Origin of the sequence: Paenibacillus macquariensis, assembly GCF_900156375.1 — a bacterium.
GTDB lineage: Bacteria > Bacillota > Bacilli > Paenibacillales > Paenibacillaceae > Paenibacillus_AQ > Paenibacillus_AQ macquariensis.
This window is the reverse complement of record NZ_FTNK01000002.1, coordinates 288,794-314,338: the sequence shown is the minus strand read 5'-3', so window position 1 is coordinate 314,338 and position 25,545 is coordinate 288,794. Positions and strand designations below refer to the sequence as shown.

Below are 25,545 nucleotides of genomic sequence, written 5' to 3'. Positions count from 1 at the left end.
CAGCACTACAAAAAAATGCAACAATAGTATAGAGCTATCGTTGCACTTATAAGTGACTGATCAATTGTATTCAAATTGTATTAGCTTGTACTTAGACTGCAGTATAACCACCATCTACGAGCAATGTAGTACCCGTAATGAAGGATGCATCATCACTGGCAAGGAACAGCACTGCTTTTGCAACCTCTTCTGGTTGACCTAGGCGACCCATTGGATGGAGTCCAACAAGATGCTGTGTAACGGCCTCGGTTCTACCTTTAATCAGTGGAGTATCAATGTATCCAGGACATACTGCATTAATACGAATTCCTTTAGAAGCATAATCGGAACTCAGAGACTGAGTCAATAACTTAACGCCACCTTTAGCAGACGCATAGGCTGTGACACCAGCTTTTCCCACATGGCTGTGAATAGAACCACAGTTCACAATAGCTCCTCCGGTACCTTGGGCAATCATTTGCTTAATGGCATATTTACAGCTTAGGAACACGCCGGTCAAGTTAATATCAATCGTTCGCTTCCAATCCTCAAATAGCAACTGATCTGCAGGTCCATCATGGGCTATACCCGCATTTGCATATAAAACATCCAATTTTCCATACTTCTGTACAGTCTGATCAACCATATGGATGATCTCTTGCTCATTCGTTACATCTGTCTTAATAAACAGCGTGTCAAACCCTTGACTGTTAAGCTCATCCGACACCGTTTGTCCGCGATCTGAGAAGTCGGCTATTACAACTTTAGCCCCTTCTGCTGCAAATAAACGTACCGTAGCTTCACCAATACCACTCGCTCCACCTGTTACAATGGCTACTTTGGATTCGAATTTCATCATATAACGCTCCTTTGGTATATATTATTATCTTCTATAACGCAACCTCTATATACATAACTATTACTTTATCGTTCCTTAAATCTATGATATCATCGTGCTTAATTAATAAAAATTTAAACATTCTTAACTTTACTTAAGAAAAATTAAAACAAAGGATTGAATTTGTTTATGCATATCGAAAAGCTTGAGTATTTGGTGGAAGTCGCTAAGACAGGTTCTATTACGCAAGCCGCACACAATTTAAATGTGACCATATCAGCGCTTAGCCAATCCATTACTAGTCTAGAAAAGGAATGGGGCGTAAGTATACTTAAACGTTCCAGAAGTGGAGCAATCCCAACTGCTGAGGGTAAAGTGATTATTAAGAAGGCATACGAATTGCTAGACAAGTACGAGGAATTGAAAGAAGTTGCGATGGGTTACTCGAATACGATTAAAGGTCAACTACGATTAGCTACGATCCCCGGTCCCATGTTTTTGTTAGAACAAGCCGTCATGGATTTCAAGCACAAATATCCGCAGGTAAAATTGGAGATTGTGGAACAAGGATCTCAGGATATTATTGACGATATACTGAATGACAAGAGTGACCTAGGGTTTATCATTTTATTTAAGGATCGCCTTATAGAACATACGGGACTTACCTTCGAACGACTACTCAAGGTGAAGATGGTTGCAGCAACCAGTATGAATTCACCATTAGCATTTAACAAATTCATTACGCCAGAAGAGTTAAGACAACAAACCGTAGTCTTATACAATGACGATTACGTTAAATGGTTCATGGATGATTTTCAAAAGAAACATGGTTCAGTCGATGTGATATATACAACAAATAACCGCGAGTTGATTACTAGAGCATGTCTCCATTATTCTGCTGTGACGGTTGGACTAAATTACTCATTTATTAAAGAGCCATTGTTCAGTCCCCATGATTCGGTTATTCTAGATTTCGATATGCCCGAACCAAGTCCTGTATATCTAGGCATCATCCAGAGAAAAGATGCACACCCTAATAACATCTCAAAGCATTTTCTTGAACGATTAAAGCATGATATTTCAGAATTGGATAAATAAAAAAATGGAGCGAATACGTTACATACCACGTATCACTCCATTTTTTCCATCCTTACATAAGCTATTGTTACTTGTTAGCATCTTTTTGAACTACTCGTGCCGGTCTAACGACCGCATTATCGCGTTTCATCGGTTTTACACTATTGATCGGATTAGTGAAGTCTATTTTTTCTGGTGTAACATCTTCTACAGATTTCTGATTCTTATCAGTAGCATTTCTTTTAACACGATCAGCTCCACCATTATGTTTCCCTTTGTTCCATACCGTTCCTTTACTCATCTTAACACTCCATTTCTATACCTCTAATTAATTATACTAGTTCATTCCACCAAGGAATCATTTCATACACAGATAACCCATCGTACTCTCCAACCATCTTCATATCTTTCGTTTCTTCTGCCGTATAGCTGTTCACCTTTTGCGTTAATTCAACGTGGTACGTTTTCTTTGATAAGTTCGATACAACTACAAAACAGTCTTCGTAGCTCTGAGCATCCACCAAGAGTAAGTTGGCTGGGATCCCAGTGAGTATAACAACTGCATGTAGGGCCAGTTCTTCTGTCAAGATGATATTCCCCTTTTATGCCTATTTATATTTAACTACCTAAATTAATATCTACAGACGCACTATCAGAATTCTATACGAATATTGCATTTCAAACAAGGTTTTTATCATGTTCTTCACAATTTCATTTATTTAAGCATTATTTTGGTATCATGGAAGTGTCGAATCAACCATGCAAACAAGAAAGGTGCGTAACTCCTGTTACAACAACATTCCATGTCTGAACAGTCTCGTTTTTCCAATCTTTTTGCAACCCTCCAAGTGGGGAAATCCTTACGAAATGCGAGGATTTCTAAGTCCTTTGGACTTTCCAGTTTCGCGATTTTTCAACTAATCTTCTCTCTGGTTTTTGAGGGAAAGAACTGGTTCCAGTTGCTCGGAAGCCAGCGTGGCACGGGTATCCCCGAAAAAGATGTCGTCTATCGCTTTTTAAATCACACCTCCTTGCTTGGCGAAGATTTTGCATACTTTAGTCTTAGAATTGTGTTGCATTTCGAGTCGCTTATTTCACCAACTCGTGTGCGAGTGTTCATCATCGACGATTCCGTGATGAGCAGAAATCGGAGTAAAAAAGCGGAATTACTGGCACGGGTATTTGACCATTCAATGGGTAAATTCACGAAAGGTTACACCATGCTGACGCTCGGTTGGTCGGATGGTTTCAGCTTCGCTCCGCTTAATTTTGTTATGCTTTCTTCGGCCAAGCTGACCAATCAAATTTGTGAAATGATCTCAAAGATCTCGAAACGTAGCGTCGGGTACAAACGTCGGATGGAGACTTTCTCTCGGAAGCCTGATATCTCGTATGTACTGAAGATTTGGAGTAAAGTTTGATTAAAAATACCTCGCAAACCAGCATTTTACGATAAAAAAAAGAATCCATTTGAAAAAATTGATCAAAATGGATTCTTTTTCAGCAGATTTAAGTTTCGGTTTTATAAAAAAGTTTGATCATTTCGTAATTGTGTTGCTCCACAATCGCACCCGTTTGTTTAAATATATAACTTTACAATTTCTGTATTATTGGCTGCTACTGCGATTTCAGGTGTTAATTCTCTATTTATTGAGATAACCTTTTAAAAATATTTGACGAAAGGTGAGGGTTGAACGATAGTTGAACCTTCATAATCAATCACACTTACTCAAGTAATTCCGGTAGCTTTTGAAGTGCTGATAACATATTTGTCAATTCTACAAGTGATAAATTCGCATGATATCTTTCAGAAACTTGTTGATTAAATGCTTCCATTTCTTTTTTATAAAGCATCCCTTTTTCGCCTAATTCAATTAAAAATGCACGCTTATCTTCTACATCTTGCTTTCTAATAATATAGCCATCCTTTTCAAGTTTGGCTAATTGTTGACTGACAGCACTTTTTGTGATATCCATTTTTTCAGCTAACTCTGAAGGAGAAGAGAACGGATGCCGAATAGCTAATGTTAATAAAACAATTTGCTGATTATTTAATTTGAAATTCGTATAGGCTCTTTCTTTTTTTTCAAGTATCATCCATATATCTTTAATTGTTTGATTAATTTGCTCAGCTATATTTTTATTCTCCATGCTTTTGTCCCTTAACTTTTCTCCGCCAATTTTTGGGATTTAAATAGCTTTTAAATTTTGAAGCCACTTCTTTCCCAACAAGTAAAGCACCTATCCAAAACATGATTTCCGCTATTATTATACTTCCTGTAATGATACCTGCCTTTATCTGAGTTGGAAGTGGGGTAAATGGTGTGATAACTGGAATCAGCCACAGCGAAAGAGAGGTAATTAAAAGCCCTGTTCCAAGTTTATAAAATAATGACTTTTTTTGCTTCTTTTCGATTGAAACCATCTCTTTTTCCAATTCTAAGCCCCCGCATTCAATATAGTTTAGTTAACTAAACTAAACTATATACCAATGGTGGTTTTATTACAAGAGTTCTAAAAGTGCATCTTCTAACATTTATTAGAACCTTTGGCCCTTTAATTGAACAATACAGCTTGAGTATAAGGGTCAAAAGAAAAACCCTATTAATACAGGTTTTTTTATATTGTTTCTCTGTTTGAAAAATCACTGAATTGAAAACATTAGGATCATTTAGCGAAAGTACCCCACAATGTAGGTGACTTTATGTCTAAATTCCATAATGTAGGTAGATTAGTGCATTTTAGCGTGACATCAATTTGCCTACATAAAAATAAAAAAAGCCTGATTTGTTAGGCTTTACAGATACTGCTTATGTAGGCACTTTTATATCATTGGACATCCTTCCACCAGTAGAGCTTGCAAGTACGAAGATTATGCACGGTTGATATGATATTCAATTTCTGAGTAAACAAAGAGACATCGGAATGCAATCCGATGCCTCTTTAGATATCAATCACTGTTATAGAGTAGAAAACCCTACTGTTGTGCTTGGCGTTCATTCAGAAATTCAATAGCGTTATATAACATAACTACTGCTTCTGCACGAGAAATTTCACTAGTGGGATTAAATTTATCTTCACTATTAAGGGTATTAATCTTCCAAGTGAGTGAGCGTTGAATAGCTCCTTGATATGAAGAAGTAATATCTGTCTCATCAGCTATGTTTGCAGGTACAATATTAATCATTGGTAAATTCCCCGCTTTCTCTACACCTTGCATTAAGAAAAAGGTGAACTGCTCCTTAGTCATAGGTTTGGAAGGGTTGATGTCTTTGGGAAGGTCAATGTCATTATAAAAGGCATTGAGAAACGCCTTAGCGAACCAAGCATTATCATTAATATTAGAAAACAGATCACTAGCTAGAGGGATTTTGACGAAATCAATAGCTTCTAGGTTAAGCTTTAGAGCTTTAGTGATAAGCTGGACACCTTGTGCATTGCTAAGCTTAAGTTCAGGTCTGAATTCGGTAGCGGTTACGCCTTCTATGATGCCTTTATCATGTAATGAGACAATCTTTTCTTTACCAACCGTCTTATCTATATCTGCAAAATCTTTCGCTGCCGCAAATAGCGGACCTCCGAGTGAGAAGGAGAGAATGGAAGCTACAGTCATGGTTGTTACTATCGTTTTGATTTTCATATTATTACACCCCTATTAATAAATTTATTTGTTTGTTCTTATCCCTGTAGACGAACTTAATTGAGTAATTGTTACAGCATGATACCAAACAAGAAGGGCAAGTTTATTGGATTTATTCTTACTGGATCTAGGCATTAGATTGATTTTCTAGGTGCGAAAGTTGAGTTAATTAGAAATGTTATGTGTATTTAACGCATCCCATATTTCCTTAAAAATCCCACTATCTATTGTAAAATACACATCTGCATTCCCATAACGAATGTACCCATCTTTCAGAATAACCATACTTACCTTAGAACCATCATTCAATTGCATAATCATTTGTCTGTAATTCTCATCATTTCTGAAATCACCAAGCTTCTCTTCAACACTTTCACGTGAATACGGGATGGCATGATTCAGTGCTTCAACAAAGTTCTTTAACAAATCCATATCTTCGATAGGGAAAAATCGTTCAACACTATATTCCCAATCACTATGAATCCTGTATTTAACATTGTGAATATTTCCATTTATATTTAATTTACCAAACACATCTTCACCAGAAGCAATCGTTATTCCATTGAGGCATTCATAGTATTCTGAATATACTTCTCCACCAATTTCCGTATACGACATGATTCGAAAATCCTTATCGTAACCTTTCACAGCATACACATCAGTTTCTCCAATATTTGAAGCGAACTCCGTAGCATATTTATCTTGCTTGCTCCACTCGTCAATCCCACCTTTTGTTATCCCGAGTTTCACACCCAACATATTTTTAGCCATTGTAGGATCCATTTCTGTAGCTGTTTGAGTGTAAATTTTACCGTTGTATACAATGAGACCAACCATATCGACTTGTGTATTCCCAGAAACTTCAGGTAGTACTAATGCCGGTATGGTGATTCCTTCATCTTTAACTACTATGGAAGGATGACCATTTGGAGAAGTTAGAAGCTGATCATTTTGAATGTAATCCTTATACACACCATAGCCACCAAATACTATAATTATGCTCGCTACAAGCGTGAGGGCTTTTGACCAATAACGATTCGTTTTGGGCATTTCTAATTTGGCTTTATGTACCCCCATCTTACTTCTTTCATGAAGTTCATTTGGAATTTCGATCTTATCCATTTCCTGCTTTATATTATTGCTCATAAAAGGTATCTCCTTTCCATTCTTTTCGGAGTTTTTTTAAAGCTCGATATAATACGGTTTTTGCAGTACCCAATGGAATATCTAGTGTCTCTGCAACTTCTTTAATAGTAACGTCATGATAAAATCTTAAGATTACAACACTTTTTTCATCCTCATCTAACAAATCAATCAGCTCTTGAACCGTCACTTCCAAATCAATGTCTTCATTAGTATCTTCCGAAATAAGTTCCATCAAAACGGGTTTCATTTGAACAACATTCTTTCGTTTTCGGAGCAAATCGATAGAGCAGCTTATCGCAATTCTCAGTAACCATGTTTTAAAGTACTTTATCTCTTTTAAATTTTTGACTGATTTGAATGACCGATAAGCTGTTTCTTGGACCACGTCGAGCGCATCATTTTGATTTTTGACATACATAAATGCCGTTCTATAAATATCACTTTCATATTCCTGAAATAGTGCTAAGAATGCTTTATCATCGCCTTTTCTAGCCTTCTCAATTAATCGTTTGATGTTACCCGCCTCCTTTAGTTGATCACTGTATATCCATTAGACGTTCAAGATTATGTATTTGGCTTTACTTATTACAATATAGGCTTATATTAAATCTTAATGTTGATTGTAGATGGAAAGAAAACCGTCTTCTTGAAAAGGCGGTTCATGGTTAAATGCAATATTCTAGCTGTAAATGCCTAAGCCATAATCGAATATCATAGATCGTTGAATAATCATCTTCTCGACCCATTGCTCCTAAAGTTCTCACCACATACCGAACGTGTAACTTCTATTTTCGTGTAGTGTGTCTCTTCTCCTTGTCCACTCTGAGATCCGCCCGTTCCCATAACGTTTACACACAATGGATCAATCTTCGTTCGATCGCCTTTGTCGTTCATATAATAATATTGGTCTATAACCGTGCCATAGTCATACATGGGAGTAGATGTGCGATACAAACCACTCTTGTCCACGGGAATCACGTCATATTTCCCTTCTCTTTGAAGCTGTGGAGAATCCTTTAAGTTGTAAATGACCTGGATTACTCCCTCATAATCTTCAGGTATCAAATAGAGATCATATGTGCCTCTATTGTATTTTGATGAACAGCCAACGACGACGATCATCATGATCAGCAGAAGCATTTGTTTCATCGATGATCACTTCTTTCTTAATTTGGTTGTAACAAACGAGAAGTTCCGATGCTTTATTATCATTTTTCATACTTTTATATAACGGAATAAGGCCAATGAATGTTGCAAATACCTACGCCACTTAGCTTCGCATCCCCGTTTATGGTTTTGGCATTTCAACATTTCCAAAACACAAAAAATAAGCAAGAAAAAGGTCGTAACCCTTTATCTTACTCATCCTTTTACTAGTCCTAGATTTAATAAGGGTTCATGAACTGAACGACTACACCTACCACCAAAAAAACTACAAAAGCAATAATAAAGCTTACTACAAACCTTGAAACACTAGAGGACTTCGATTTTTGTTGGAGCTGATCCTCAACTTTTGCCAAGCGCTCTTTAAGTTCTTGTAATTCTTTTTCGTTATCCATTGAATTACCTCCAGAATATTAAAAAAAGATGAGAACAACAAAGAGCTAGTAGCCTTTTGTCATTCTCATCCTCGTACTCATCTGATGTATTATTCTGCTGGCGGTGTGAATGAACGAGCTGCGAATTCTGCATCTAACATATAGAATGCGTTGCTGTCTTTTTCAATACGTTTCAGCTTCTGAATAATGTTATCGAATAGGGATTCTTCTTCAACCTGCTCATCAATGAACCATTTCAAGAAGTAAATCGTTGCATGTTCGCGTTCGTCCGTAGCTAAGTCAGCGAGCGCATAGAATTTCTTAGTGTTCTGCTGCTCATGTGCATATCCGTGTTCGAATACATCCAACATAGAAGCATACTCGTTCTTAGGTTCGGGTAAAGCTTCTAGCGTCGCACGTTGTCGACGGTCGTTAAGGAACTTGTATATTTTCATTGCATGAAACCGTTCTTCCTCAGCTTGTACCGTGAAGAAATTCGCAAATCCATCAAGACTTTCACCCGAGCAATATGCAGCCATAGCTAAGTAGACATGAGCAGAATAAAATTCAAAATTCATCTGTGTATTTAGAGCTTTCGCTAATCCATCATTCATTGAACAAGTCACCTCAGCTTCTTTTAATTTGTGATCATGGGAAAAAGTAATATCATCATGCCTCTGCATCAGTACAATATCTACTGAAGGAAAAGATCGCCATGTCTTATCCATCGTAACATGGTATCTATTTCATCGGCAAGTATTCATTCAGAGCCAAGCTGAGTCCTTTTATTATGAACAGCTCATTATAAATAAATTCAAATGATTCACCACTTCAGCTGATGTCTCAGACCATTCTTACACCAACGCAATCCCTAAATAAGAATCTTGATCAATAATTGATCTCCTCATATTATCTAAGTACTGTAGTTGTTGTTCATTTATTTTGCTTATTTCTAAAAACTGACTGTGATAAACATAAGAATATAAATGCCTATAATTAATAAAAAAATCTATGTCATTTACTATTTCCTTAATATCCGAATTCTCAACTAAATATCCTTCCATAAATGACTTGAAGAACTTATAAGCAAACTTTCTTCTCTTGTCCAAGTCTTTAACCGTTTGAGAAGCGTGATAAATAGCGATTGCTATATCATATGCGTACCAATGGTATTCACTATCTCCAAAGTCAATCACTGTAAGGTTACCTGATTCATATAAAAAGTTATGATGATGTAGATCCCCGTGTATTATTCCATATGTATCCTTAGATTGCAGCATCGAGTGGAGTTCATGAAGGTAATTCTTCCACTTAGATTTAATGAATGGATCAAATTGATCCATATTCATATGAATAATCTTGTGTTCATGCCACACTGGTCGCTTGCATTCACCTTTGTACTGTTTGGATAAGGAATGCATAGCACCCATCGCTCTACCCCATTGATTGAATAATGGTTCTTTCCAGACTTCACTATGAATATCAACATGATTGCCTTTCAATTTCTTGTATGCTACGAAGAATAGTGTGTCCGTCAAATGTTGAATATAGGATGTTTCCTTTATTACAATAGGTATCGCTACATCTACCCCGTGTTCATGAAGATAAATAGTCCACGCTAGTTCAGATATAATCTGTTCTTCAAGATCAACTTCACGATTGAAGATCTTAACTACAATTGGGTGTTCCGAAGGGATTTCGTATACGTTATCGAAATATCCGCCGAGCAAATGTATATCTTTTGATGAATTGCCTACTAAATCAAGGATTTGATTTAATATAGATCTTTCAACCATCATTGATCTACCTCCATCATTTACTTGCTAAAAAAGAGTTCCATCCTTTGTAAAAATGCTTTGGCAGCTTGACTTAAATATTTATCATTACGATAAAACATTTCTAACTTTCTGGTTGGCGAATGACGGATAGGGATTGTACGAATACCGAGCGACTGGAAACTTTCAATCAATTGGCTGGGCTGAATTGTAGCTCCAATGCCTTCTTTTACAAGTTGAAATAGAGAAGCAACGGAACCTGTCTCCATTCGTGTATCGATAGAAATGCCTTGATTATTACACCATATATCAATCAAATCACGTCCATAGAAACCCTTAGGATACATCACTAATGGCAGATGAACCAAATCCTCCGCTACAACAATATCTTTACCTGGCAAATCATGTTCTTCATTAACATAAAGACTATACGACTCTGTATAAAAAGGTATTCGAACTAAGCGGTGATCTGGCTGAATCTCTAACCCGACACCAATATCAACCTCATTATCTAGCACCATATTTACAATATCCATGGATGGTATCACTTGAACTTTCGTATGTGGAAACGCCTTGTGGAAGTCTATAAGTAATGAGGTTAATCGATAATCAAGGTCGGATGGTAGCACCGCTACACGTAAATGACCCGTATTTAGATTTGTAAGATCAGCGATAGCATTCTTTGCATTGTCTAGTTGTTGAATAACTTGTATAGCGTGATGCTCAAGAAGCTTACCCGCTTCAGTCTGAAACGTCTTTTTACCAATCCGATCAAACAGAGGTACGCCTAACTCATCTTCTAATACGCGTATTTGTTGACTTAGGGTCGGCTGAGAAATACCAAGTTTGACCGCTGCTTCCGAAAAATGCAGTTCACTACATAATACAAGAAAATATTGCAATTGCTTGATTTCCATACGACATCCACCTTTAACTATAGTCACACACTATCGTTTATATAGAAATAGTAGTATTGATCTATCATAAATGTAAGTCTACAATGAATTCTATGATAAAGAAAGAAGGTGCTTCATATGCGATTTGTTTACCTCATTATGATTATATGTTTAGTGTCATTGAATTTAAGGCCATCCATTACTTCTGTGGGTCCCTTGCTCGATATCATCCAGACCAGTTTAGGAATGAGTGGATTGACAGCTAGCTTAATAACGACCCTACCTGTGTTATGTATGGGCCTATTCGCCATCGCATCCATTACATTAAACAACCGTTTAGGAATCGAGAAATCTTTACTTCTAGCCATGTCACTCATATTTATGGCCACCTTACTTCGTATGTTTGTCCATGATAGTACGGTTCTGCTTATTACAGCTTTGATATCAGGAACAGGTATAGGAATAGCCGGACCCTTAATTTCAGGATTTATTAAAAAACACTTTCCTGATAGACCTGGTTTAACAGGCATTTATTCCGTATCCATGGTCATTGGTGCGGCGATAGCATCTAGCTTTTCAATTCCCTTATTCCATATGATGAATGATTCTTGGCAACGATCACTCAGTTTCTGGAGCATATTAGCGATCCCAGCTGCATTGCTCCTACTCCCACTTCTTAAAAAAAGCGTACCCAATCCAAATCCCATAGCCATTTCAACTTTATTTATTAAAAATAAACGTGTGAATCTTTTCATGATATTCTTCGCATGTATGGCTGCTATCTTCTATTCTATAACAGCTTGGTTGGCTCCCATTGTACAATCAACCGGCCTGAGTCATGCTCAATCCGGCAATATTCTCACCTTATTTACAGTGATTCAAATTCCTATAAGTTTATCTATTCCTATGATAGTAGGTAGAACAGGGAATCGAAAACTATGGTTAATCCTATGTAGTCTATCTGAAATCATAGGCATTCTATTGTTATTGCTTCACTTCTCCCCATGGCTAGCTACAATATTCCTAGGTATTGGGGCTGGAGGACTTTTCCCATTAGCCATACTCATGCCTATCCAAGAAGCTAGAAGTACAACCGAAGCCATATCTTGGTCTGCTATGGTGCAATTCGGAGGGTATCTGCTTGCATCCCTTGGCCCTGCATTCATTGGGCTAACAGTAGATCTATTTGATAATTTCGTCCCCGCATTGATCGTACTCGTGATTATTATATGTATTATGACTTTTACAATCTTAAAGATAGGAAATACAACAGAACATATTGAGAAGAACAATGCCTGATCGGTAATATCAAATTGTGAGATTATATAAATGCCCTATTATATAACCCCTGTTCCCTATGATTTAATCGTAGGGAACAGGGGTTTATACTTATTTTAGCGATTTATTGATAGTATCATTCAACTTTAGAATCACGTGTTCTTCATATAATTGTACCGTGAGTTCTTTTCCTTCAAGGAGACCCAATTGTATCCTCTCATTATTGATTTGGACCTGAATTAGACGTCCTCTATAGCGAATCCGAAACGCATAACGTTCCCAACTTGTTGGGATAGACGGGGCTAATGACAACCCTGATTCTTTAAGTCTCAGACCAGCAAACCCATACACAATAGCCATCCATGTTCCACCCATATTCGCAAGATGTAGTCCATCCTTGGTATTTCCATGGGTATTATCTAAGTCAAGACGCGCCGTTTCGGTGAAATACTCATATGCTTTATCCATGTAACCTACTTTGGAAGCCATGATGCTGAATATACAAGTTGAAAGAGACGAATCATGTGTAGTGATCCCTTCGTAATAATCATAAGAGTGTTGAATCGTCTCCATATCCTGTGCATCTTCAATTAAAAAGTGAGCCAATACGGTATCCGCTTGCTTACAGACCTGATATCGATAAATAGTTAACGGATGATAGTTCAGTAACAACGGATATTTATCCTTAGGCGTATTCTCGAAATCCCATACCTTTTTCCGCAAGAACGTATCGTCTTGTGGATTAACACCTAGCTCTTCATCAAAAGGGAGATACATCGTAATGGATGCCTGATTCCAGCTTTCCACTTCATCCGGACTAACCTCCAGACGATTACAGAGTTCAGCCCAGCTTGACTGATCATACGCTTTCAGGATTTCATAACTTTTCACTGCCCATTTCAGGTTGTTTTGAGCCATTACATTCGTATAGTAATTGTTATTTACACAACAGGTGTACTCATCGGGGCCAGTTACTTCATCAATATGAAATCCACCTTTATAATCATGCCCGATCTCAATCCATAACCGAGCTGTTTCGAACAATACCTCCGCACCGTATTGCAACAAGAAGTTACGATCATCTTCAGCCAAATAATACTGAATATAGCTGTAGGCAATATCCGCACTAATGTGATATTGAGCGGTACCGGACGGGAAGAAGGAGGAACACTCGGTGCCGGAAATCGTACGCCAAGGAAATAATGCCCCCTTCGCATGTCCCATTTCTCTCGCACGATCTTTGGCTTGTTCCAGCGTGGAATAACGATATAATAGCAATTGCTTTGCCATATCAGGATGTGTCATTAGGAAGACAGGAAACAAATATATCTCTGTATCCCAGAAGTAATGTCCCTCGTATCCTTCTCCAGATAACCCCTTAGCAGATATATTGCTGAATGAGTCTCTCCCCGCGGATTGTAGAAGTTGATACACATTGAAACGTATTCCTTCTTGTATGGAAGTGTCATTCTCGATGATAATATCGGATGATTTCCAGAATTGATCCATGTAATCCTTTTGCAGGATAAGCAGATCTTCAAATTTCTTACCTTTAAGCCGTTCTTGCAGCTCAATCCCTTGATCAATTGGATGTTCCCCATGTCGCAAAGTATCGGTATATATGTTCCATTTCGTAAGATGCATCGGTTCTTCAAGCGAGAATATATACGTGTGTTCAACCTTAGTTGCGTTACAATCCACTTGAACTTGCGGACTACCACTATATTCATGCCGGGTAACACAGGCCATTTGCAGAGACGATTCCGTCGTTTCACTCATGACATATCCATACTCTTCTCTCGTGCCACATTCCTTTACAGATAACAGCTGAGCATGACCGGACGCTACGCGAGGATCGTTAACAGCTGTATAGTTACGTACGTTTCCGTTTACAGTAGACACGATCTTTACGGGTCCTGTGAAATTGATACCCTCAATGAAAATATCGATCGCAAACAATTCCCTATACTCGAAAGAAATCAATCTACGGAAGGAAATCTTAATCTCATGTCCCGACGGTGATTGCCAATGTATCTCCCTCTCAGCGTATCCTTTATCCAAATGAAGATGACGTTCATAGGAGAGAACCTTTCCGTCAAAAAGACTAAAGGGCTCTTCTTCCTCCCCGATAAATAACCGAATGCTCTGCGAATCAATCCCATTTACAAGCTTCTGCTGTGTACTAGGAAATGCAAATAATTTCTCTCCATAAGGTATATTAATGACATCGTGAAAAGCATTCAAATACGTACCCCGGATACTGTCCATTCCTTCCGCGTAGCCCTCTTCAAAATTACCTCTAACGCCTAAGTAACCGTTACCAAGAGCAAAGATACTTTCCAAATTTAATAGTGTCTCTACAGATATTGCGTGATTCGAAATACGCCAAGTCATATTTCATTCTCCCTTCATGCCACCATATATGAATTGTATTTTAGACGGAGAACACCTAAACTTATATTAATTAATCTAGATTTTTATCAAAATTTTTAGGTGTAGGTGATTCCATATGAATAGGATCTTCCCTTCGAGTTCACAACAGTATTTGGTATCTTCTCGATTACAGTCTCTTGAACAAAGTTTTGTACACCCAAAATTGGATTACGAAATAGAGCTACTTGAAGCTGTTCGATTCGGAAATGATGCGAAGGCACTAGCCGTATTGTACAAAATTAACGAAATGGAAGGAGCGACACTCGCAGCGCATCCGGTACGTTCCAAGAAGAACGCTCTAATTGCTTCCTGCACGTTGTTCACCAGAGCCATCATCAAAGGAAACGTTGATCCTGAGACTGCCTTTCAATTAAGCGATGCATTCATTCTAGAAATCGAAAAGAATACTGAACTCAAACAGTTAATATCTTTTGAGTACGAGATGCTCCTGCATTTCATCGATATGATCAAGAAGACAACACAAACCTTAGATTATAGTCATATTGTGATTTCAGCCATTGGCTATATTAATGAGCATATTTCCCAAGACCTAACATTGAAGCAGATTGCCCAGCATATTCGAGTACATCCAAGTTACATTTCTGATCGTTTCAAGAAAGAAACAGGAATTGCTATAACGACCTTCATCAATCAGAGAAGAATCGAAGAATCTAAACATTTCCTTATCCATACCCATATCCCTATTTCGGAAATTACGTTATTATATAAATTTTGCAACCAAAGCTACTATTCCCTTCTATTCAAACAATTTACCGGACAAACGCCTAAACAATTCCGCAAAAACGGCTTAAGAGTATCTGTTACCGATCCAGAATAGGCAACTGGTCATCACAATAAAGAATGGAATGATTCCAATGACAAGATTCAAGCAATCTTTATTGAATTTGAGCCTGAAGAACAAACTGATTATTGCCTTTTCCTGCTTTATTATCACTTCTTTCTTTATTATTGGTGGCACATTATCGTGGTTATATTTCAAATCCAACAAAGAAATGATTCTAGATGCAACCGAGAAGAATAATAAGCAGATTATTAATAACATTGATAATTCGTTAAATCCCTTACTAAGATTGTCCATGTATCCTTTACAAGATAAAGAACTTCTTCAAATACTGAGAAAGGATTATTCCACTGTACCTTATCCCAAACTCGAAGTTAGTCAAGACTTTGATAACGTCAATCAGATTATTAAAAATAGTATGCTCTTAAATACTGACTTAATAGAATCGATTGTCATTTATCAAGACCATAACCGCTTGATCATTGGCAGAAGCAATACAGATCTTATCAACAATACATATTTTGAAAATGAATTCATGAAGGAACCCTACATTCAAGAAATTTTACAAAAAAAAGGGCTTGCCGTCTCTATTGGTGTACATCCAGACAAGCTAATGACGTCGAATAACCGAATGGTTATCTCGATCGGACGTTCGATCATTGATCCAAATACATATGATAACCTCGGACTTATTCTTATTAACATTGATATAGATAAACTCAAATCCGTATGGAGCAATACAAACTTCACTGAGAATACTAAGTTTTATTTAATAGATGAAAGTGAACATGTGATTTACAGCCCGAACAGTTCACAAATTGGGCAAGCCTCTTCCATTATAGGAGAAGAAACGAAACACTCTACTAACTACATCATCACTTCTTCTTCCAAGGTCACGAATTGGAAAGCGGTTACAATCATTCCTAAAAACGAGTTATTTCACGTACTTGATTTCATGTTTAAGACGATTATCATTTCGTTACTGGTGTTACTCGTATTAGCCATCTTTACATCAATACGTATTGCCACGAGTGTCACAAAGCCGTTAGCCATATTACAACGTAAAATGAAACGCGTATCGCAAGGCGATATGAATGTAGTCATTGATATTCAGCATGGAGAAGTTGGGAAAATAAGCATTACCATTGACCATATGCTAGAAGATATTCGTGGATTGATTCAAAGAATCTATGAGGAGGAAACGGAAAAACGGAGATTAGAATCTCTCGCATTGCAGTCACAAATCAAACCTCATTTCATATATAATACGATCAATGTTATTAAATGGATGGCAAGAATCCAAGGATCCACAGGTATTGAAGAAGCATTAACCGATTTTTCTTCTATCATTAAATTTACGACCAAAACAGAAAGTGAATACACAACTTTTCAGGAAGAAGTAGACTTTATCACGAGTTATACCCGTATTTTAGATTTTCGCTATCTGAATAAGTTCGAAGTATCCTATGACATCGAACCTAACATACTCCAATATAAAACGTTGAAATTTCTTATACAGCCCATAGTGGAGAATGCAGTCTTCCACGGGTTTGATGGCGTTGATTACAAAGGAAAGCTGTTGATCCATATTTATAATCAGGGAGATAACGTCGTTGTGGTGGTGTCGGATAATGGTAGAGGGATGTCGATGTTAGAGCAAGATACGCTGGATTCCAAAGAAACGGTAGATCAATTCAATTCGATTGGCATTAAAAACGTTCGAAAACGTGTTGAGCTCTATTTTGGAGAAGGATATGGATTATGGATTGATAGTAAAGAAAACGAGGGAACGAAAGTTACAATCATCGTTCCTATCCTAAAGAATGAATACTCAGGTGATAAAGAATGAGAATACTAATTGTCGATGATGAGCCTCTAGTTCGAATTGGAATTAAATCTGCGATCCCTTGGGAAACACACGGAATGGAAATCGTAGGAGAAGCAGCCGACGGTGAAGAAGCCATTCGACTCATGATCCAGCACAAGCCAGATGTTATTCTGCTCGACATTAAAATGCCAAAAAAAGACGGTATTGAAGTGCTACAAGATATGAAACGAATAGGAATTGAAGCTAAAAGCATCATTCTCAGCAGCTTTGATGACTTCGTGTTTGTGAAAAGAGCCATGCAATTAGGTGCTGTAGACTATTTTCATAAACCCAGCATGAATGTAAACGACATTGTGGACGTATTAAAAAAAATGCAGAGTCAACTTGAACCTCATCAGGAGAAGCAAATCGAAAGAGGTTTCGGAAAAGGCGACGCTCTGCGAAATATGCTCCATGGGAAAACGGAGGATGCTCATCAGACCAAACTGAATGAAGGCAATTTACATGTTATTGTATTCTCCATCAAAAACTACGCTCAAGTATCAAGCAGATATACCAATGACAATATTACTTTACTTCCAAATACGATAATTAATATTTTATCGGAGCTTCTTGCCAAAGAAAAGGAAGCTGAATTCACAAAAATCGACGGAAACTTGTTCGCGCTCGCCATAAGTAACATCCGTTCCAAGAGTGAACAGGCCACTCTTACTTATGTAAATGATCTCATCCAGCTCATCCACTCTTCTTTAAAGCGTTTTGTGAATATCGATACCGTCTTTGGGACTAGTGATTCATTTAATACTTTTGTTGAATTAAAAGAAGCTTTCAAACAAGCTAAACAATCGCTATCTCAGAAGTTTTATCGTCCTGATCTCTCTATTTTTCATTATCATCACAACAGTTATGCAGATGAAGAAATGCTGGAACAGGCGATGATATATATCAGAACGATGAAGACTGGACTACGTGAGAATAATCCTGAGCAATTCATAACCAATCTAATGGCATGGGAGCAATTTCTACAAGAGAAGGAATGTATGACTGAGCAAGACGTCCGCAAGATCTATGATTTCATCTTATTTATGACGGAGCACGAGGAAAAATATACGGAGTATAGAAACAAAGCAGAAGAAATCGAAGATTTCAAAGCATTAATAGTCTTCTACCGCCCTATTTTTGATAAACAATTGAACAAGGACATTATCGCAAATCGCAATAAGTACAGCCCGATCGTCCGAAATATTCTGTTATATGTTGAACAAAATTATAATCAAGACATTTCACTAAAGATATTAAGCCAGCAATTCAATGTCAGTTCTAATTATATTAGCAGGCTATTTAGTCAAGAATTCGGAAGAGGTCTATTCGATTATATGAACGAAGTAAGGGTTGAGAAAGCCAAAGATTTGTTGAAGGATTATCGATATAAAATTTATGAAATTGCAGAAATGGTGGGCTTTAATAGTCACGTTCATTTTGCCATTGTTTTCAATAAGTATGTCGGGATATCTCCAAAAGAGTACCGTAAAGAAAAAGGCTAAATGGATTAACAAATATCAATATTCATATATAACTACACAAAATACGCCTGCAGGATACGATGAAAAGGCTGTGAAAGGTAAATATTAATAAACAAATCATCATTCTGTTTATTCCTCTCTTGTATTGTAACCGCTATCATTAGTCTTATAAACCATTTCGTCAATAGGGGGAACTAACAAGATGAAGAAAAAAATGTCTGTGTTACTGATTACAATGCTTACCATTACAACTATATTAGCCGGATGCGGCAATAAGGAAAAGACCACCAGTGCCACTGATCCAGCGGTTAAGTCAACTACGCCAGTTACCGTTTCTTTGGGCTTCTGGGGAACTGCTCAAGATTTGGGCATTTACCAACAAGCAGTGAAAGACATCTCAGCTGTACACCCAAACATTAAGCTTGAAATCAAGCAATATCCAAGCAGTGAGCAATTCTGGAATACGCTTCCAGGAGAAATCGCAGCTGGTGTAGCTCCCGATCTAATCAAACTTACCAACGAAGGCGCATTTGAATACATTCACAAAGGTCTATTCGAACCTTTAGATGAATTGATTAAACCCGCTGGCGTTGACCTATCGCTTTATAATGGTGTAGATATTTGGAAGGTAGACGGCAAACAATACGCACTACCGATCAGTACGATGCCAGCAATGTTCCTAATTAATGATGATATGTGGAAAAAGGCTGGTCTTGGTGCATATCCAAAAACATGGGATGAAGTTCAAGCCGCAGCTAAAAAACTAACAACAAAAGACGTACATGGCATTGTCATCAACATCGATGCCTTCCATATTACCAACTATGTAAAAAGCTATGGCGGTGATTGGGGCTATGGTAAAACGATCAACTCCCCAGAAAACGTAAAAGCTGTACAGAAGATTCTAGACATGTATAAAGATGGATCTGCTGTCACTCCGAAATCGATTGGTTATGGATGGGATGGCGAAGTGTTTGCAAATAACAAAGCCGTCATGACTACAGGTGGTTATTGGTATAAAGGCTATTTGAAGGAAGCCAATCCGGATTTGCACTATGTTGCTCTCCCTGTTCCTGAAGGGACAGTTCATAACAGCACCATGCACTCAGACGGATATGTAGTCCTCAAAGATGGTAAGAACAAAGTTGAAGCACTTCAAACTGCCTCTTTCTTAACAAGTGAAAAAGTACTAACCGAATTTGTGAAAGTAGGTAATAACCCATCTCTTAAATCTTTATCATCCAAATTTTTCGAAGTGAACCCTGAATTCGATGCGGTTAAACCAGCTATTGAATACAGTACAGATTTTCAGTACCCGATCGAAACTAAGAAATTCATCGATGAATTGATTAAACAACTAGAGGGTACGATTCTTGGTGGAAGCAACAAGACAGCTCAGGAAATTCTCGACAAGGTGCAAGAACAATTCAAATAATGTCTTAATATTAGCTATTTCCGTCTCGTAACGAGATGGAAATAGCTTTTAACAGCCCAAAACCGACATATGGGCAATCAATCTAGGAGGGATATTTTATGTCTGTTTCCCGAAATAACAGCAAGTCAATACAACCCTATCCGTACAAAAAACAATCTTGGTTTAGCTCTTTTGCTGACTCGGACAATAAAGTTGGTTGGCTATTCATCCTCCCTTTTTTAATTTTGTGGGCATGGTGGTTTTTTTATCCTTTTGTTCAATCCTTCATCAGAAGCTTTCAAGATATGAATTTCGCAGCTATGGATGAGGCCAAATTCATTGGACTCAATAACTTTATACAGATCTTACAGGATCCTGAATTCTTCCAAGCAGTCCTTCATTCGTTACAAATTGTCCTCATTGCTGTACCGACCCAGACGATCCTTGGTCTCTTAATGGCTTTACTTGTCAATCAAAAGATAAAAGGAAAAGGTATATTTAGAACCATTTTCTTCATCCCTTATATCACTTCGCAAATTGCAGTGACGACCGTGTTTATGATGCTCTTTAAACAAGGGACATTCTTAACTAATTTCTTTGGTATCTTTGGCTTTGGCGATGTCACTTGGTTCGCTGACACAAGCTATGCTCTTATCTTTGTAGCGATCCTGTTTATATTCCAACAAGCAGGCTTTAGTATGATCGTATACTTGGCCGCACTTCAAGAAGTTCCAAAAGATTTATACGAAGCCGCAGGTATTGATGGTGCTTCGAAATGGGATAAATTCCGTTACATTACGGTTCCATTTGTAAAACCTATTTCGTTCTTCGTTATTTCCGTTTCAACGATTCTTGGCTTTCAAATCTATGACCAAATTGCCGCAATCTCTCGATATGGTGCACTTGGTTCACCTGCAGGAGCAACCAGTACCGTGGTCACCTATTTCTACCAGCACGGCATCCGTTATATGAACATTGGTTACGGAAGCGCTGCTGTCCTTCTATTTTTCTTCATTATCTTGATCATTACATTCTTGCAAAAAAAATTGTTGGACGATAAGGAGTGACTTTACGTGAAAGCAAGAAAACACTTAGCTCTGTTTGCAAATTACGCAATCATCATCGTGCTAGGATTGCTGTTCATCCTTCCTTTTATATATACGATATATACTTCATTAGTGTCCACCCGAGACGTCAACAAACTTGTTAGTATTACAAATTGGACATTTGATAATTACATTATGTATTTTACAAACGACGCTTATAACGTACCTAGATGGTTCCTAAATACAACCATCATGACAGGTGCTGTTATTGTCGGTAATTTAATTGTTAACCCCCTAGCAGCCTTTGCGCTCGCTAAATTGAATTTCAAAGGTAAAAAAATAATTTACTGGATCGTGCTTGCAACGATGATGGTCCCTTATCATATGATATTGATTCCCGTCTATGTAAACATGGCCAATCTTGGTTGGTTAAACACGTTTCTGGCATTAGTTATCCCTTTTCTTTATCAAAGCTTATATATTTTCATGCTTAGACAATTTTTCGTTACGGTACCCAATGAATTTATGGAAGCAGCCCGTATTGACGGCATGTCAAAAATAGGACTGTTCTGGAAAATTGTATACCCTTTAGCTCGTTCGCCACTGATTACCATGTCCATATTGGCATTTGCAGGCACCTGGAACAGTTACCTTATTCCGAGTACATTAACTAATACGCCCAAAATGTATGTTCTTGTGGTTGGTCTAAACAGTGTGAAGGACGCTGTATTTGAGAACACAGCTCTGATTATGGCAGGGGTTGTATTAACCACATTACCTATCCTTATCTTCTTCTTCTTATTCCAGAAGCAATATATAGAAGGCATCTCCAGTTCAGGTATTAAAGGATAATCATTGCAATAGATAAAGTACGAGCGCTGACCTAATAACCGGTCAGCGCTCATTTTATAATGAAGATTTTCTTGTCGTCAATTCATACAATACTTTATCTCTCTACAAGAATACCATCCTGTAAATAAAGAATGCGATCACACCATTCCAACATGCGTTCATCATGGGTAACCATAACAGCCGCTTTCCCTTCACTTTTCACTTCATCAGCTAACATTTGCACAACTTCCTTGCCACGTTTGAAATCAAGACTAGCTGTTGGTTCATCTGCGAATAGAATAGCAGGATTGTTCATCCATGCTCTCGCAATGGCAACACGTTGCTTCTCTCCACCTGATAACTTCTCTGGGTAATGATTACGACGTTCCCATATGCCTAGTCGTTTCAGTAGATATGCTGCTCGTTTCTTGGCTTCGCTTGGACTCAGTTTTGCAATTCTAGCCACAAGTAGTAGCTGTTCTTCTACCTTCAAATAAGGAAGTAACTGCGCATTCTGAAACATAAAACCTATCTTGTGCAAGCGAAATTCTGTAAGTTCTGCCTTATTCTTATCCGCAATCGATTCTCCATCGATAAGTATTTCACCACTAGTTGGACTCAGAAGCGCGCCAGCCGTTGATAGAAACGTACTTTTTCCCGAACCCGATGGTCCTAGAACAGCAACGAATTCTCCTTCATTAACTTTGAAATCTAATTTATTTAATACAGACAGTGTTGAATCACCGTCGCCGTAGGTTTTCGTCACTTGTTTCATTACTAATTTTGCTGTTGTCATGCTCCAACCCTCCCAATCGCTTCTAACGCATCAACTTTGGCTACTTTCAATACTGAAATAAGGGAACCAATCAAAGACATACCGACAAATAAAGAACTAGTTAGTATTAGCGTAGGGGTATTCAATTGGAAAGGCATAGATTCTGGAAGGATCATCGTCATTCCGCCTATCATCAATAGACTTACAACTAGACTTGAGACGGATAATAATAATACCTGTCCAAGAACACTCCACGCTAAGTAAGAAGTCTTCGTGCCCATTGCTTTTAAGATACCGAACTGACTTGTCTTCTGAATCGTAATAACGTAGAAGAAGACAGCTAGAACAACCGCAGAGATAACAAATAAGAAGGCAATCATCATCAATAGCGAACCCTGTTCTTCGGAGTATCCAGGGATACTCGAAATAGCTTCTTTTTGTGTAATCACATCCACGCCTTTTAGTCCTGTCTGTAAACTTGTCGCTTGGTCGGAAGTTGCATGAACGGCAATCAGATTAAACGATGCAGGATGTACAGTAGTGCCCTTTTGGCTCACGCCTTGCGTCAATTCCTGCCAGTCTTGGGCATTTATATACACGACTGGCGTGTGACTATAGGAGTTGTCTTCCACAAAGCCAGCAACTTTCAAATTCAATCCTGTCTGCTGATCGCTAATAACACTTCCAATCTTGATGCCCGACTCTTCCAGCTTACGATCGACAATGACACTGCCTTTCGTATCATTCGTAATCGCTTCTCCCTCTACAACCTTAGGTGCTATTGGACCTGTCATATCGACTGCAAAGAAAGTCACATCAGCCTTCACATCAAGGTCCGTCGCCGTAATTGTACTCATTTGCATACTCAGTGGAGTAGCATTTTCTTTACCAACAATGGATTGAACATCTTTCAAATTCGATTCATTCAACTGGGAACGTCTGAATTTATGTTCAGCATCTCCCTGAACAACGTAGTAATTCGTCGGCATATTTTCAATCGCCGATACGTTGGCATAAGCTAATCCCTTAGCTAAACCCGTTACGAACAAGACGAGAAAAGATACCAACAACATAATGACCATAATAAGTGCGTATCTAGCTTTCGAATGGCGTAGCTCTCTTAGTGCTAAAAACATGTTATCACTCCTTCTAAACTCTATAGGTTCAGTTTAGTCGGCGAAAATGAACGGAGTATGAATAACAAATTACAAATAAGGCGACTAGTTTTTATGCATTTTAGGAAACGCTACGCAACGAAGATACATATATAGCCCTGACATTAGACCGAATAAACATCCACTCATTAGAAATCTCGTTATATCTAGCAGGGTGTCTTGAAATGAATTGACAAATAAGTATATCAACGACATGGTGCCACATATAGCCACAGTATCTAGAAGAATGGAAGGGAGCATTCTGATGAATTCACCCTTTCCGATGTTTAATGCTCTACCGTTCCAAGCAGAGGCTATGATCTCCATTGAAAGAATTCCTATTGCTGCGCCAATATAACCTAATCCATGAATCCCTATGAGGAAGTATTGGACAATTATAGAACTACAAATCCCAACGCACAGACCCCAAAAAGGTATCTTTTTAACATCCTGTGACCATAATATGCTGGTCGACATTTCGCGAAATCCGACGATCAGAGGAATCAAGGACATATATTTTATCGATAGATATGCATCTTCGATGTTGAATATAAATAATGAAAGTTCTTTTGCATAAACAAACATAAATGTTCCAGAGGTTAATCCCCATAACCATCCTATTTTAAAAGATAGTCGTGAAAGATGATGGAATTCATTATGATTCCCTTTCTGCCAGTGAGCTGCGAGTCGTATGGTTGTAGTATGGCTCAGAGCCCCAGTCACAAGAGTAGGCGTATATGCAATAACAGCTGCCATACCGCTAATAATACCGAACATGGATATAGCTTCCGAAGAAGAATAACCAGCCGAAATTAATCTACTAGGGATGAGTATAGAGTCAATGAATTCAGATACGGGTATAAGTAATCGGGTGAAAGAAATCATAACGGATATCCTTAAAAACCAGACAAACGGTAATTTAGACGATTCATACGGAGAGTGAACTAGCTTTTTCTTGTCTAAAGATATGAACAAGGCTAACATAGCAAAGGAGATAAAAGCTCCTATAAAAGTTGCATACATCCCTCCGCCTACTGCCCGGTCGATTCCCATTGGCATTAAATGATATACCAATAACAACATACAAAAAATCCTACATCCTTGTTCAAATACCTCCGAAGCCGCAATAATACTGAATTTCTCCAGACCTTGTAAATAACCTCTTAATAATCCTAATAATGGGGCTGCCAAAATAGCTGGAGCAAGGCTGCGAAGACCATACTCCAATTGGGAATTCCCTAGAAACTCGGCTATTTGAGTAGAATTCCAAAAAACTGCCAGGCTAATAATACTGCCTGACAGAACAATGTAAAGGGATGAAATTTTGAGGAAGTGTCTACCGAGTATCGATTTTTTAGCCGTTATAATGGCCAATGCCGTGGGCAATCCTCCCGAAAGCATAACTAAAAATCCATAAAAAGAGTAGGCCATTTGATATAATCCGATGCCTTCGGCACCCACAAGTCTTGTTAAGATTACACGACCGATCAGACCAAACAGTTTGACAATAATCATCGCACCGACCCTGATGGTAGATTGCTTCAATAAGTGGGACTGTCTCATAATTCCTCC

General features: G+C 38.0%; 25 protein-coding genes and 1 pseudogene. 9 read left to right on the top strand and 17 right to left on the bottom strand.

Going from position 1 to position 25,545, the window contains the following annotated elements:
* Positions 1-91 precede the first annotated feature (91 nt).
* Positions 92-835 carry an SDR family NAD(P)-dependent oxidoreductase gene (locus BW961_RS04435; protein WP_068581209.1) on the bottom strand — a complete coding sequence of 248 codons (744 nt, stop codon included), beginning with the start codon at positions 833-835 and terminating at the stop codon, positions 92-94.
* A 171-nt stretch (positions 836-1,006) separates the two neighbouring features.
* Between BW961_RS04435 and BW961_RS04430 the strand changes: the two genes are divergently transcribed.
* Positions 1,007-1,915 (top strand): LysR family transcriptional regulator, encoded by a 909-nt coding sequence (locus BW961_RS04430; protein WP_068581206.1) that lies wholly within the window; start codon positions 1,007-1,009, stop codon positions 1,913-1,915.
* 67 nt (positions 1,916-1,982) lie between these two features.
* Here BW961_RS04430 and BW961_RS04425 read toward each other — a convergent pair whose 3' ends face one another.
* Positions 1,983-2,195, bottom strand: coding sequence for a hypothetical protein (locus BW961_RS04425; RefSeq protein WP_068581204.1), 213 nt, complete (start codon positions 2,193-2,195; stop codon positions 1,983-1,985).
* A gap of 31 nt (positions 2,196-2,226) precedes the next feature.
* Positions 2,227-2,481: a hypothetical protein gene (locus BW961_RS04420; RefSeq protein WP_068581201.1), complete on the bottom strand. Its 255-nt coding sequence runs from the start codon at positions 2,479-2,481 to the stop codon at positions 2,227-2,229.
* 198 nt (positions 2,482-2,679) lie between these two features.
* Here BW961_RS04420 and BW961_RS04415 point away from each other — a divergent pair.
* Positions 2,680-3,279 (top strand): annotated as a pseudogene (locus BW961_RS04415) (transposase); the annotation flags it as partial.
* 340 nt (positions 3,280-3,619) lie between these two features.
* On the opposite strand, the gene BW961_RS04410 reads toward BW961_RS04415, so the two are convergent.
* From BW961_RS04410 to BW961_RS04370, 10 genes are all read right to left on the bottom strand, one after another.
* Positions 3,620-4,045, bottom strand: coding sequence for a MarR family winged helix-turn-helix transcriptional regulator (locus tag BW961_RS04410; RefSeq protein ID WP_068581198.1), 426 nt, complete (start codon positions 4,043-4,045; stop codon positions 3,620-3,622).
* Positions 4,035-4,331 carry a transporter suffix domain-containing protein gene (locus tag BW961_RS04405; RefSeq protein WP_244555867.1) on the bottom strand — a complete coding sequence of 99 codons (297 nt, stop codon included), beginning with the start codon at positions 4,329-4,331 and terminating at the stop codon, positions 4,035-4,037. The genes BW961_RS04410 and BW961_RS04405 overlap by 11 nt, the downstream gene beginning before the upstream one ends.
* A gap of 540 nt (positions 4,332-4,871) precedes the next feature.
* A complete protein-coding gene (locus BW961_RS04400; protein WP_068581195.1) occupies positions 4,872-5,534 on the bottom strand; it encodes an amylopullulanase in 663 nt (220 codons plus the stop codon).
* A 165-nt stretch (positions 5,535-5,699) separates the two neighbouring features.
* A complete protein-coding gene (locus tag BW961_RS04395) occupies positions 5,700-6,680 on the bottom strand; it encodes a hypothetical protein (RefSeq protein WP_068581192.1) in 981 nt (326 codons plus the stop codon).
* A complete protein-coding gene (locus BW961_RS04390; RefSeq protein WP_068581189.1) occupies positions 6,670-7,194 on the bottom strand; it encodes a sigma-70 family RNA polymerase sigma factor in 525 nt (174 codons plus the stop codon). Before BW961_RS04390 ends, BW961_RS04395 begins: the two co-directional genes overlap by 11 nt.
* Before the next feature lie 215 nt (positions 7,195-7,409).
* Positions 7,410-7,829: a DUF6843 domain-containing protein gene (locus BW961_RS04385; protein ID WP_068581186.1), complete on the bottom strand. Its 420-nt coding sequence runs from the start codon at positions 7,827-7,829 to the stop codon at positions 7,410-7,412.
* Between the two features lie 236 nt (positions 7,830-8,065).
* The gene (locus BW961_RS30310) at positions 8,066-8,239 is read right to left on the bottom strand and encodes a hypothetical protein (RefSeq protein ID WP_156510099.1); all 174 of its coding nucleotides are present in this window, start codon (positions 8,237-8,239) and stop codon (positions 8,066-8,068) included.
* A gap of 89 nt (positions 8,240-8,328) precedes the next feature.
* Positions 8,329-8,832 carry a ferritin gene (locus tag BW961_RS04380; protein ID WP_068581183.1) on the bottom strand — a complete coding sequence of 168 codons (504 nt, stop codon included), beginning with the start codon at positions 8,830-8,832 and terminating at the stop codon, positions 8,329-8,331.
* A gap of 240 nt (positions 8,833-9,072) precedes the next feature.
* Entirely contained in the window at positions 9,073-10,017 is a 945-nt protein-coding gene (locus BW961_RS04375) for a phosphotransferase enzyme family protein (protein WP_068581179.1), read from the bottom strand.
* A 17-nt stretch (positions 10,018-10,034) separates the two neighbouring features.
* Positions 10,035-10,910 carry a LysR substrate-binding domain-containing protein gene (locus tag BW961_RS04370; RefSeq protein WP_068581175.1) on the bottom strand — a complete coding sequence of 292 codons (876 nt, stop codon included), beginning with the start codon at positions 10,908-10,910 and terminating at the stop codon, positions 10,035-10,037.
* 117 nt (positions 10,911-11,027) lie between these two features.
* Here BW961_RS04370 and BW961_RS04365 point away from each other — a divergent pair, with 117 nt between their 5' ends.
* Entirely contained in the window at positions 11,028-12,188 is a 1,161-nt protein-coding gene (locus BW961_RS04365) for an MFS transporter (protein ID WP_068581173.1), read from the top strand.
* 90 nt (positions 12,189-12,278) lie between these two features.
* Here the strand turns inward: BW961_RS04365 and BW961_RS04360 are convergent, their stop codons facing one another.
* A complete protein-coding gene (locus BW961_RS04360; RefSeq protein WP_068581170.1) occupies positions 12,279-14,561 on the bottom strand; it encodes a glycoside hydrolase family 65 protein in 2,283 nt (760 codons plus the stop codon).
* A gap of 115 nt (positions 14,562-14,676) precedes the next feature.
* On the opposite strand from BW961_RS04360, the gene BW961_RS04355 reads away from it, so the two are divergent.
* From BW961_RS04355 to BW961_RS04330, 6 genes are all read left to right on the top strand, one after another.
* The gene (locus tag BW961_RS04355) at positions 14,677-15,438 is read left to right on the top strand and encodes a helix-turn-helix domain-containing protein (protein WP_068581167.1); all 762 of its coding nucleotides are present in this window, start codon (positions 14,677-14,679) and stop codon (positions 15,436-15,438) included.
* 37 nt (positions 15,439-15,475) lie between these two features.
* On the top strand, positions 15,476-17,251 hold the full coding sequence (locus BW961_RS04350) for a sensor histidine kinase (protein WP_068581164.1): 1,776 nt from the start codon (positions 15,476-15,478) through the stop codon (positions 17,249-17,251).
* Entirely contained in the window at positions 17,248-18,774 is a 1,527-nt protein-coding gene (locus BW961_RS04345; protein ID WP_068581162.1) for a response regulator transcription factor, read from the top strand. The genes BW961_RS04350 and BW961_RS04345 overlap by 4 nt, the downstream gene beginning before the upstream one ends.
* Before the next feature lie 181 nt (positions 18,775-18,955).
* The gene (locus BW961_RS04340) at positions 18,956-20,188 is read left to right on the top strand and encodes an ABC transporter substrate-binding protein (RefSeq protein ID WP_068581158.1); all 1,233 of its coding nucleotides are present in this window, start codon (positions 18,956-18,958) and stop codon (positions 20,186-20,188) included.
* A 98-nt stretch (positions 20,189-20,286) separates the two neighbouring features.
* Positions 20,287-21,234, top strand: a complete 948-nt coding sequence (locus BW961_RS04335; RefSeq protein WP_068581155.1) for a carbohydrate ABC transporter permease — start codon at positions 20,287-20,289, stop codon at positions 21,232-21,234.
* Positions 21,235-21,240: 6 nt separating this feature from the next.
* On the top strand, positions 21,241-22,065 hold the full coding sequence (locus BW961_RS04330; RefSeq protein ID WP_068581152.1) for a carbohydrate ABC transporter permease: 825 nt from the start codon (positions 21,241-21,243) through the stop codon (positions 22,063-22,065).
* Positions 22,066-22,159: 94 nt separating this feature from the next.
* On the opposite strand, the gene BW961_RS04325 is transcribed toward BW961_RS04330, so the two are convergent.
* The 3 genes from BW961_RS04325 to BW961_RS04315 form a co-directional block, all read right to left on the bottom strand.
* Positions 22,160-22,840, bottom strand: a complete 681-nt coding sequence (locus BW961_RS04325) for an ABC transporter ATP-binding protein (protein ID WP_068581149.1) — start codon at positions 22,838-22,840, stop codon at positions 22,160-22,162.
* Positions 22,837-23,955, bottom strand: a complete 1,119-nt coding sequence (locus BW961_RS04320; RefSeq protein WP_068581147.1) for an ABC transporter permease — start codon at positions 23,953-23,955, stop codon at positions 22,837-22,839. Before BW961_RS04320 ends, BW961_RS04325 begins: the two co-directional genes overlap by 4 nt.
* 84 nt (positions 23,956-24,039) lie before the next feature.
* Complete coding sequence (locus BW961_RS04315; RefSeq protein WP_068581144.1) at positions 24,040-25,536, bottom strand: oligosaccharide flippase family protein; 1,497 nt, start codon at positions 25,534-25,536, stop codon at positions 24,040-24,042.
* Positions 25,537-25,545 lie beyond the last annotated feature (9 nt).

Coding starts and splice junctions, on each gene's coding strand:
- BW961_RS04370 (WP_068581175.1), bottom strand. CDS start 10,910: ATGGAAATCAAGCAATTGCAATATTTTCTTGTATTATGTAGTGAACTG.
- BW961_RS04400 (WP_068581195.1), bottom strand. CDS start 5,534: ATGAAAATCAAAACGATAGTAACAACCATGACTGTAGCTTCCATTCTC.
- BW961_RS04385 (WP_068581186.1), bottom strand. CDS start 7,829: ATGAAACAAATGCTTCTGCTGATCATGATGATCGTCGTCGTTGGCTGT.
- BW961_RS04325 (WP_068581149.1), bottom strand. CDS start 22,840: ATGACAACAGCAAAATTAGTAATGAAACAAGTGACGAAAACCTACGGC.
- BW961_RS04340 (WP_068581158.1), top strand. CDS start 18,956: ATGAAGAAAAAAATGTCTGTGTTACTGATTACAATGCTTACCATTACA.
- BW961_RS04335 (WP_068581155.1), top strand. CDS start 20,287: ATGTCTGTTTCCCGAAATAACAGCAAGTCAATACAACCCTATCCGTAC.
- BW961_RS04430 (WP_068581206.1), top strand. CDS start 1,007: ATGCATATCGAAAAGCTTGAGTATTTGGTGGAAGTCGCTAAGACAGGT.
- BW961_RS04315 (WP_068581144.1), bottom strand. CDS start 25,536: ATGAGACAGTCCCACTTATTGAAGCAATCTACCATCAGGGTCGGTGCG.
- BW961_RS04375 (WP_068581179.1), bottom strand. CDS start 10,017: ATGATGGTTGAAAGATCTATATTAAATCAAATCCTTGATTTAGTAGGC.
- BW961_RS04425 (WP_068581204.1), bottom strand. CDS start 2,195: ATGAGTAAAGGAACGGTATGGAACAAAGGGAAACATAATGGTGGAGCT.
- BW961_RS04360 (WP_068581170.1), bottom strand. CDS start 14,561: ATGACTTGGCGTATTTCGAATCACGCAATATCTGTAGAGACACTATTA.
- BW961_RS04380 (WP_068581183.1), bottom strand. CDS start 8,832: ATGAATGATGGATTAGCGAAAGCTCTAAATACACAGATGAATTTTGAA.
- BW961_RS04320 (WP_068581147.1), bottom strand. CDS start 23,955: ATGTTTTTAGCACTAAGAGAGCTACGCCATTCGAAAGCTAGATACGCA.
- BW961_RS04355 (WP_068581167.1), top strand. CDS start 14,677: ATGAATAGGATCTTCCCTTCGAGTTCACAACAGTATTTGGTATCTTCT.
- BW961_RS04350 (WP_068581164.1), top strand. CDS start 15,476: ATGACAAGATTCAAGCAATCTTTATTGAATTTGAGCCTGAAGAACAAA.
- BW961_RS30310 (WP_156510099.1), bottom strand. CDS start 8,239: ATGGATAACGAAAAAGAATTACAAGAACTTAAAGAGCGCTTGGCAAAA.
- BW961_RS04345 (WP_068581162.1), top strand. CDS start 17,248: ATGAGAATACTAATTGTCGATGATGAGCCTCTAGTTCGAATTGGAATT.
- BW961_RS04395 (WP_068581192.1), bottom strand. CDS start 6,680: ATGAGCAATAATATAAAGCAGGAAATGGATAAGATCGAAATTCCAAAT.
- BW961_RS04410 (WP_068581198.1), bottom strand. CDS start 4,045: ATGGAGAATAAAAATATAGCTGAGCAAATTAATCAAACAATTAAAGAT.
- BW961_RS04365 (WP_068581173.1), top strand. CDS start 11,028: ATGCGATTTGTTTACCTCATTATGATTATATGTTTAGTGTCATTGAAT.
- BW961_RS04435 (WP_068581209.1), bottom strand. CDS start 835: ATGAAATTCGAATCCAAAGTAGCCATTGTAACAGGTGGAGCGAGTGGT.